This window comes from Amycolatopsis sp. CA-126428 (assembly GCF_002904335.1).
In the GTDB taxonomy this organism is placed as follows: domain Bacteria; phylum Actinomycetota; class Actinomycetes; order Mycobacteriales; family Pseudonocardiaceae; genus Amycolatopsis.
On the sequence record NZ_PPHF01000094.1, the window covers coordinates 63,493 to 71,875 of the forward strand.

The 8,383-nt window shown below is 72.5% G+C and carries 9 protein-coding genes; 3 read left to right on the top strand and 6 right to left on the bottom strand.

Going from position 1 to position 8,383, the window contains the following annotated elements:
• Nucleotides 1-37: 37 nt before the first annotated feature.
• A complete protein-coding gene (locus C2L58_RS24875) occupies nucleotides 38-2,578 on the bottom strand; it encodes an ABC transporter permease (RefSeq protein WP_103340011.1) in 2,541 nt (846 codons plus the stop codon).
• Nucleotides 2,572-3,312 (bottom strand): ABC transporter ATP-binding protein, encoded by a 741-nt coding sequence (locus tag C2L58_RS24880; protein WP_103340012.1) that lies wholly within the window; start codon nucleotides 3,310-3,312, stop codon nucleotides 2,572-2,574. The genes C2L58_RS24875 and C2L58_RS24880 overlap by 7 nt, the downstream gene beginning before the upstream one ends.
• A 134-nt stretch (nucleotides 3,313-3,446) precedes the next feature.
• Between C2L58_RS24880 and C2L58_RS24885 the strand changes: the two genes are divergently transcribed.
• The 3 genes from C2L58_RS24885 (at nucleotide 3,447) to C2L58_RS24895 (ending at nucleotide 5,553) form a co-directional block, all read left to right on the top strand.
• Entirely contained in the window at nucleotides 3,447-4,646 is a 1,200-nt protein-coding gene (locus C2L58_RS24885; protein WP_103340022.1) for a sensor histidine kinase, read from the top strand.
• Nucleotides 4,634-5,290 (top strand): response regulator, encoded by a 657-nt coding sequence (locus C2L58_RS24890; protein ID WP_103340013.1) that lies wholly within the window; start codon nucleotides 4,634-4,636, stop codon nucleotides 5,288-5,290. Before C2L58_RS24885 ends, C2L58_RS24890 begins: the two co-directional genes overlap by 13 nt.
• A 71-nt stretch (nucleotides 5,291-5,361) precedes the next feature.
• Nucleotides 5,362-5,553, top strand: a complete 192-nt coding sequence (locus C2L58_RS24895; RefSeq protein WP_103340014.1) for a hypothetical protein — start codon at nucleotides 5,362-5,364, stop codon at nucleotides 5,551-5,553.
• Between the two features lie 219 nt (nucleotides 5,554-5,772).
• On the opposite strand, the gene C2L58_RS24900 is transcribed toward C2L58_RS24895, so the two are convergent.
• The 4 genes from C2L58_RS24900 to C2L58_RS50650 all read right to left on the bottom strand — a co-directional run.
• On the bottom strand, nucleotides 5,773-6,186 hold the full coding sequence (locus tag C2L58_RS24900) for an HPF/RaiA family ribosome-associated protein (RefSeq protein ID WP_103340023.1): 414 nt from the start codon (nucleotides 6,184-6,186) through the stop codon (nucleotides 5,773-5,775).
• 76 nt (nucleotides 6,187-6,262) lie between these two features.
• The gene (locus tag C2L58_RS24905) at nucleotides 6,263-6,829 is read right to left on the bottom strand and encodes a TetR/AcrR family transcriptional regulator (RefSeq protein ID WP_103340015.1); all 567 of its coding nucleotides are present in this window, start codon (nucleotides 6,827-6,829) and stop codon (nucleotides 6,263-6,265) included.
• 58 nt (nucleotides 6,830-6,887) lie between these two features.
• The gene (locus C2L58_RS24910) at nucleotides 6,888-8,201 is read right to left on the bottom strand and encodes an ABC transporter substrate-binding protein (protein ID WP_103340016.1); all 1,314 of its coding nucleotides are present in this window, start codon (nucleotides 8,199-8,201) and stop codon (nucleotides 6,888-6,890) included.
• Nucleotides 8,188-8,383, bottom strand: a 196-nt coding sequence (locus tag C2L58_RS50650; RefSeq protein ID WP_233225909.1) for a hypothetical protein, incomplete at its 5' end; no start/stop codon positions are given. The genes C2L58_RS50650 and C2L58_RS24910, both read right to left, overlap by 14 nt.

Genomic DNA, 8,383 nt, shown 5'->3' on the forward strand with positions numbered 1-8,383 from the left:
CGTGCGGGGTGAGCCGGCCCGGCTCACCCCGCACCTCCTACTCGCGCAACCCGATCGCGTCGATCGGCCGGGCCCGCAGCGCCACCGACGTCGCCACGCCGATCGCCACCATCCCGAGCAGGACCGCACCGGCGATGATTCCGAAGTAGACGGCCGGCGGCCCGGCGGGCACCGGGTTGCCCCGCAGCCCGAAGTTGAGCAGCGCCAGCGGGAGCAAGGCCACCAGCGTCCCCATGACGACGGCGATCCCGACCGTGGCCAGTGCTTCGAGCCGCATCATGCGGGTCACCTGGCGGCGGGCCGTGCCCACCAGCCGCAGCAGCGCGAACTCGCGGCCGCGCTGCGCGGTCGTCAGCACCAGCGTGTTGGCCACCGAAATCGCCAGGTACCCGACGATCACGCCGGCCGCCACCAGGTTCAGGTAGAACTGCGCCTGCCGTTCGCCGCCGTCCGGGGCGGCGATGACCGCGGCCGGGGCCAGCACCAGACCCGGGTACGGCAACGCACTCAGCGCCGCGGTCACCGCGCCCGCGTCGGCGCCGGGCTGCTGCCGGATCAGCACCGAATCGTCCAGGCGGCCGCCGATGTGCTCGCGGGCCAGCGCGACCGGCAGGACGAAGTCACCGAAGGCCAGGTCGTGCGTGTAGGTGGCGACCAGCCGCAGCTTCGCCGGGACACCGTCGCCGAAGTAGAACTCGACCTCGTCGCCCAGCTTCTTGCCCAGCCAGTCCGCTTCGGAACCGCTGAGCGCGACGGTGTCCCCGGTCAGGTCGGTGAGCCGCCCGGCGTCGACGCCCAGTTCGAGGGTGGCCCCGGCCTGGTCGGCCGCCAGGCCCTGCGCCGGTGTCCGCTGGACCTCCACGCTGTCGCCCACCGGCGCCGCGGTGATCACGGACGTGCGGACCACCGGCGTCGCCGCCGCGACCCCCGGCACCCGGCCGGCCGCCGCGGCCACCTCCGGCGAGACCCCGCCCGGTGCGGTGAGCACGTAGTCGGCGGTCGTCGACCGCGCCGATTCCTGCTGGGCCGCGGTCGTGGTGGCCATCGGTCCGTAGAACGTCACGAGCGCGAACGCCACCGCCAGCATCAGCGGGGTCACCGCCGCCGCGACGCGCCGGGCGTTGGCGTGGGCGTTCGCGCCCGCCAGGTAGCCGCTGATCCGCCAGAGCCGCGTCAGCACCGGGACCAGGAACCGCATCACCAGCCGGGTCACCTGCGGCCCGACCACGGCCAGCCCGATGACGATCACCAGCGTCGCCATCGACGATGTCGCGGCGGCGATGTCACCACGCAGGAACAGCGGGGTGAGCGCGCCGCCGACGCCGGCCAGCACCAGGCCCCAGCCGGTGAGCAGGCGGCCGCGGCCGAGCTCGCGGCGTTCCACCGCGGCCTCGCCCAGCGCCTCGACGGGCCGGATCGACGACGGCCGCCGCGACGCCGCCCAAGCGGCCAGCCGGGCCGCGCCCAGGCCGAGCAGGACCGCGGCCAGCGGCGGGAGCGGGCTGATCGCCAGCCCGAAGTCGGCCGGGATCACGCCGATCGCGGCGAACGCGTCCCGCAGCCCCCCGGCGACCGCCAGGCCCAGCACGCCGCCCAGCACGCCGGCGACGAGCGCGATCAGCGTCGTCTCGATGCCGATCAGCTTGCGGATCTGCCGCGGGGTCGCCGCGACCGCGCGCAGCAGCGCGAACTCCCGGCGGCGCTGGTTGATGGTGAGAGCCAGCGTGCTCGCCACCACGAACACCGCGACGAGCAGCGCGAAGCCGCCGAACGAGCCGGCGATGGCCAGCAGCAGCGTCCGCGTCTGGCTGACGTCGAGGAACTCGATGCTGCTGCGCTCGACCCCGGTGGCCACCTCGGCGCCGCCGGTGACGGCCCGCACCCGCTCGGCGAGGGTCTCCGGTGCGACGCCGGGGTCGGCGAGGACGCCGATCGCGTGCACCTGGCCCGGCCGTCCGGCCAGCTCCGCGGCCCGTTCGGGGGTGAAGTACACCGCCGACTGGCGCGAGCTGCCGTCGACGACGCCGCTCACCTTGACCGCTTCCGTCCCGGACCGGGTCGTGATCCGCACCTGGCCGCCGATGCCGACGTCGGCCCGGCGTGCCAGGTCGGCGTCCAGCACGACCTCGCCGGCGGTCCTGGGCGCGTCGCCGCCGCGCAGGGTGAACGGCGCCAGCACGGCCGCGTCCCAGTTGTGCCCCAGCGACTCCCGGCCGGCGAGCACCTGCCCGTCGCGGGCCACGACCTGCGCCGGGAAGCTCTGCTCAGCCACCGCCGCGCGCACCCCGGGCACCGCGGCGATCCGCCCGGCCAGCGCGGCCGGGACCGACGGCTGCTCGCCGACCTGCTCGGTGGAGAGGGCGTCGGCGCCGGGCGGGCGCACGGTCTGCGCCCCGCCGACGACGACGGCCGCGGCGGCGTACCGCTGGGTGGGGACGCCGGCGCGCAGACCGGATTCCATGAGGACGCCGCAGGCGGCCACCAGGGCGGTGCCGCACAGGATCGCGATGAAGGCGCCGGCGAAGCCGCCGAGCCGGCTCCGGATGGTCTGCCAAGCGAGGGTCAGCACGTTCACCACTCCCCGAGGTGCGTCATCCGCTCCGCCACCCGCTCGGGGGTGGGGTGCGAGAGGTGGCCGGCCAGCTTGCCGTCGGCCAGGAAGAGCACGCCGTGCGCGGCGGACGCCGCGACCGGGTCGTGGGTCACCATCAGCACGGTCTGCCCCATCTGCTCGACGATCGCGCGGAGCAGGTCCAGCACCTGCCGCCCGGTGCGGGTGTCGAGGGCGCCGGTCGGCTCGTCGGCCAGCACCACCTCGGGCCGGGTGACGAGCGCCCGCGCGATCGCGACGCGCTGCTGCTGCCCGCCGGACAGCTCCGCCGGGCGGTGCTCCAGCCGGTTCGCGATCCCGACGCCGTCGACGATCTCCCGCAGCCACTGCGGGTCCGGCTTCCGCCCGGCGAGCCGCAGCGGCAACGTGATGTTCTGCAGCACGTTCAGCGACGACAGCAGGTTGTAAGCCTGGAAGACGAACCCGATCCGGGTGCGCCGCAGCTCCGTCAGCTCGCGTTCCTTGAGCCTGCCGATCTCGGTGCCGCCGAGCAGCACCTGCCCCGACGTCGGCCGGTCGAGGCCGGCCGCGCAGTGCAGGAAGGTGCTCTTGCCCGAGCCGGACGGGCCCATCACGGCGGTGAACGTCCCCCGCGCCACCCCCGCCGACACCCCGTCCAGCGCGGTGACCGCGCCGTCGCCGGAGCCGTACACCTTCCGCACCCCGGTCAGCTCCAGCGCGTACGCGCTCGATGTGGTCATTCTCTGTCCCCTTAAGACTGTTCCTTGCGTCCTGAGGAAAACTAGGTCGCGCACACCGGGACTTCGATCCCGTGGAGGGGTGGATCGGGGGTAGCGCCAGCACCACCACGGTGGTGGGGTGGGACACTGTCGGGGTGACGACCCGCCTGCGCGAGTGCTGGTCGGCGGTTCGCTACCTGGTGGTCGGCGCCGGCACCTCGCTGCTTTCGCTGTTCGCCCTCGCCGGGCTGTTCGCCGTCCTGCTGTTGTGCCCGTTCGGCGTCGGGATCCCGTCGCTGGCCCCGGCGATCCGGCTGGCGCGGTGGCCGGTGGGGTTCGACCGCCGCCGGGCCGCGCGCGCACTCGGCGAGCCGATCCCCGAGCCCTACCGCGACGGCTCCCCGGTCAAGGACCCGGCCACCCGCCGCGACCTCGCGTGGCTCGCCATCCACGCCGCGACCGGCCTGATCATCGGCGCGCTGGCGTTCGGCCTGCCGCTCGGCGCGGTCCAGCAGGTGATCACGGTCCTGATCTGGCCGCTGGTGCCCGGCGGGATCGAAGGCTCGCTGGGGATCGTGGTGGACTCCTGGCCGCGGGCGGGGCTGGATCTGCTGGTGGCCGCCGCCATGGTCGCGGCCACCCTGCAGCTGCCGCGGGTCGCCCGGTGGCGGGCCCGCACCGCGCGGAAGCTGCTGGCGCCCGCCCCCGGCGTCGTGCTGGCGGACCGGGTCGCCGAGCTGACCGCGACCCGGGCGGCGGCGCTGGAGGCGCACGGGGCCGAACTGCGGCGCATCGAACGTGACCTGCACGACGGCACGCAGGCGCGGATCGCGGCGGTCGTGCTGCAGCTGGGCATCGCCGGCCAGCTGTACGACCGCGACCCCGCCACCGCGCGCGATCTGCTGGTCAAGGCCCAGGACACCGCGACCGACGCACTGGCCGAGCTGCGCACGGTCGTCCGCAGCATCTACCCGCCGCTGCTGAGCGAACGCGGCCTGGCCGGGGCGGTGCGCGCGCTCGCCGAGCGCAGCCCGGTGCCGGTCGACGTCACCGTCGAGTACGAGACGGGCCGCCCGGCCGCGGTCGAAGCCGCCGCGTACTTCGTCGTCGCCGAAGTGCTGGCCAACGTGACCAAGCACGCCAACGCGTCCCAAGTGGACCTCACGCTCGGCGGCACGGCGTCCTTGCTGTGCCTGGAAATCCGCGACGACGGCCGCGGCGGCGCCGACGAGTCCCGTGGCAGCGGGCTGGCCGGCATCCGCCGCCGCGCCGAAGCCTTCGACGGAACCCTCACCCTGACCAGCCCACCCGGTGGGCCGACCGTGCTGCGAGTGGAGCTGCCATGCGGGTCGTGATCGCCGAGGACGACGCTTTGCTGCGCGAAGGCCTCTCCCTGCTGCTGAAAACGGCCGGCATCGAGGTGGCCGCCGCGGTGGACAACGCCGAGGACTTCCTGGCGTTCATCGAGGGCGAGCGGCCCGACGCGGTCGTGATGGACGTCCGCATGCCGCCGACCCACCGCGACGAAGGCCTGCGCGCCGCCGTCCGCGCCCGCGAGATCCACCCGGCGCTGCCGGTGCTGGTGCTGTCGGCCCACGTGGAGACGAGCTACGCGGTCGAGCTGCTCGCCGACGGCGTCGGCGGCGTCGGCTACCTGCTCAAGGAGCGCGTCGGCAAGGTCGAGCGGTTCCTCGACGCGCTCCAGCGGGTCGCGAAGGGTGGCACGGCGATGGACCCCGAGGTGATCGGCCAGCTGATGGCCCGCCGCCGCGCGGCCGACCCCCTGGAGGCGTTGACCGCCCGGGAGCGGGAGGTGCTGGGGCTGATGGCCGAGGGCTACAACAACAGCACGATCGCCGAGCTCCTGGTCGTCAGCGACGGCGCGGTGCTCAAGCACATCCGGAACATCTTCGCGAAGCTCGGCCTGCCGTCCGACGAAGGCGCGGGGCACCGCCGGGTCCTGGCGGTGCTGGCCTACCTGGGCCGGGACGCGGGGTAGCGCAGGCACCACCCCGCATCCGGGTGCGGACGGCATTCTCGCCGTCGTCGCGGATCCCTAACGTTGCCGGCATGAACAACGACAACGTTTCCACGCGTTCTTCGAGCCCGGTTCTCCTGTGGCTGGTCCTGGTGGTCAGCGCCACGGTCAACGCGGCAGGTCCCTTGGTGGGCCTCGGTATGCCGGTGCGGATGGTCGCCGGCGGCATCGCGATCGGGGCGATCGCCCTGCTGGTCGGCCACTACGTCCGGCGTCGCCGGTGACGCGGCTTGCTGCGCAGCGGAACCGCCATCGTCGGCGCACCCGTCGCCCAGGTGCAGGATCCGGGTGAGCACCGTGCGGCCGACCGCGAACGACAACGCCCCTAGGCGAACGCGAGGGCGACCAGGGCGACCGGGTGCTGCGCGGTCAGGGCCAGGGTAACCCGGCCGCCGAGCAGCAGCCCGGCCCTGGACGCTTCGGGGCCCGACACGGAAGAGAGGTCAGCCGACACCCGGCGTGGTGTCTCCGGAGTTCTCGCCGTCCTCGAGCACCCCGACCTGAGCCGGGTCTTCCGGAGGGGGCATGTGCCGGATGCTGTCACTGCCCTTGTGGTCGTGGGCGCGGTTGTACCGGGAATCCAGCACCCGCACCAACTTCTGCTTCGCCCCGGCGAAGGCATCGTCCACAGTGGTCGCGTGGTGGGTGACCGCCACCGGCTGCTTGCCACTCGGGCGCGCCTCGATCACGCACTTCTTGTCTTCCGGCTTGCTGCCGCCGTCTTCGCTGAAGTGCACTTCGACCCCGGTCAACCACCCGCCGAACCGGAACAGGCCCTCCTCCAGGTCGGTGGTCACGTAGGTGGCCAGCCGTTCGCCACCGTGGACGTTGTGGTCGGTGTTGACCTGGATCTGCACGAGCACCCTCCAAAGCGGGACAGCGTTGAGTTCGGTCAGTACCACGGAGGCGGCGAAGTCAAACAGGCCCGAGCTCCTACGGACGCAGGCTGCGCAGCATCAGGTCCGCGAAGTGCTTCCCCACCTGTTCCCCCGACAGCTCGCCGTCGGCGTGGTACCACATGCCCAGCCGGTGGATGGCGCCGAAGTGGTAGTTGATCACCAGGTCGGCCGGGACGTCGGCGCGGAACACCCCGGTCCGCTGGCCTTCGGCGACCAGGTCGCGGACCCGCTCGTGGTAGGTGCGCCGCTCCGCGCGGACCTGGACCTGCTTGGACTTCTCCAGCAACGGGAACGACTGGAAGAACACCGTCGCCGCGTCGAGGTCGGCGATGCTCGTGACCACGACGTCGGCGATGATCGCGTGCAGCCGCTCCGGCAGCGGCAGGTCGGACCCGGCGATCGTCACCATCCGCCGCGTCTGCATCCGCAGCATCGCCGCGTAGATCTCGAAGAGCAGGTCGTCCTTGGACTCGAAGTAGTGGTACAGCCCGCCCTTGGTGACGCCGGCTTCCTCGACGATCTCGCGGACCGTCGTCGCCTCGAAGCCCTTCTCGGCGAACAGCCGCACCGCCGCCCGCACGACCTTCTCCCTGACACTCATGTCGCCACCCTATGTGAGCGGGCGGGCCGGCCCGTGGCGCCCACGGGCCGGCCCGTCGTCACTTGCTCACCAGGTTGACCTGCTCCGGAGTGGCCCGCTCACCGGAGTACGGCGTGATCGCGCCGGTGCCGCGGTCGGTGACGGCCGGTGGCTGGATCACCGTCGTCGACGTGTCCGGGTTGATCTTGAAGACGTACGCGCCCGTGTAGCCGGCGTGCGACTCCTTCGAGAAGCCGAACGGCGTCAGGCCCGGGCCCTTCAGCGCGCCGGAGCTCATCGCGTCGACGACCTTCTGCCGCGTCGGGTCCGGGCCGGCCGCCTTGAGCGCCTGGCCGAACGTGTAGGCCTGCACCATGCCGAACAGCACGGTGTTGGTGAACGGCTCCTTCGCGATGTACTTGTCGTGGACGCCCTTGAAGTAGGCGACCCACGGGTCCGCCGTCTGGGCGACGTCCGGCAGGTACCCGGTGCCGATCAGGCCGGCCAGCAACTGCCCGCTGGAAACGCTGGCGCCGCCGCGCTTGGCGAAGTCCTGCAGCAGCCCGGACAGCGTCGCCGGGTCCGCGCCGATGCTGCTGACCACGAACTGCGGGTGGTAGCCGATCTTCGCCGCGGCCAGGATGGCCAGCGCGGTGAACGCCGGGATGCACGCGCAGACGACGACCTCGGCGCCGCCCGCCTTGAGCGCGGACAGCTGCGGCGTCACGTCGGTGTTGGCGCTGTCGTAGCCCTGCTTGACGACGACCTGGTCCTTGACGAACTGGTCCAGCCCGGCCTGCGTGTCGCGGCCGACGTCGTCGTTCTGCGTGAAGTAGCCGACCTTCTTGCCGGCGAAGGTGTCCTTGACGTACTTGCCCTGGATCTTGCCTTCCCGGGTGTAGTCCACCTGGTACCCGAAGGTCATCGGCGCCTTCTGCGGGTTGTCCCAGGCGAGCGCGCCCGAGGACACCAGCAGGTCCGGCACACCTTCGGTGTTCAGGTAGTCGACGACCTTGGAGTGCGTCGGCGTCCCCAGCCCGCCGACGATCGCGAACACCTTGTCCTGCAGGACGAGCTTCTTGACGACCTCGACGGTCTTCGTCGGGTTGTAGCCGTCGTCCTCGACCTTGTAGTCGATCTTGCGGCCGTTGATCCCGCCGCCGTCGTTGATCGCCTGGTACACCGCGCGGGCGCCGACGGAAATCTTGCTGTACCCGGGCGCGGCCGGCCCGGTGAGCGGCTGGTGGGTGCCGATGACGACGGTGTCCTTGGTGACGCCGACCGCCGAATCGGCGGCCTGCTGGCCGCCGCCGTCGCTCTCCCCCGCGCCGCCGCACGCGGTCAGCGCCAGGGCGAGGGCGGCGAAACCCGCGCCGAGCTTAGTGCTTCTCATGGTTCTCCATAAGATTGTTGGTGTTCAGGACTGGATGTTCTGGATGCTCAGGGCGATGGAGTGTGGCTGATGGTTCTCTGCCGTTGGGTGGCTTGGAAGGAGTGGCCGCTCTGTCGTTCTGGACGCCCTGGCCGCTGATTGAGATCTGCGCTTGGTCGCTGTTTATGGAGATGCCGGCGGGT

What these genes read in the sequence shown, in the direction of transcription:
- C2L58_RS24880 (WP_103340012.1), bottom strand. Translation starts at nt 3,312, where the DNA reads ATGACCACATCGAGCGCGTACGCGCTGGAGCTGACCGGGGTGCGGAAG.
- C2L58_RS24890 (WP_103340013.1), top strand. Translation starts at nt 4,634, where the DNA reads ATGCGGGTCGTGATCGCCGAGGACGACGCTTTGCTGCGCGAAGGCCTC.
- C2L58_RS24895 (WP_103340014.1), top strand. Translation starts at nt 5,362, where the DNA reads ATGAACAACGACAACGTTTCCACGCGTTCTTCGAGCCCGGTTCTCCTG.
- C2L58_RS24905 (WP_103340015.1), bottom strand. Translation starts at nt 6,829, where the DNA reads ATGAGTGTCAGGGAGAAGGTCGTGCGGGCGGCGGTGCGGCTGTTCGCC.
- C2L58_RS24910 (WP_103340016.1), bottom strand. Translation starts at nt 8,201, where the DNA reads ATGAGAAGCACTAAGCTCGGCGCGGGTTTCGCCGCCCTCGCCCTGGCG.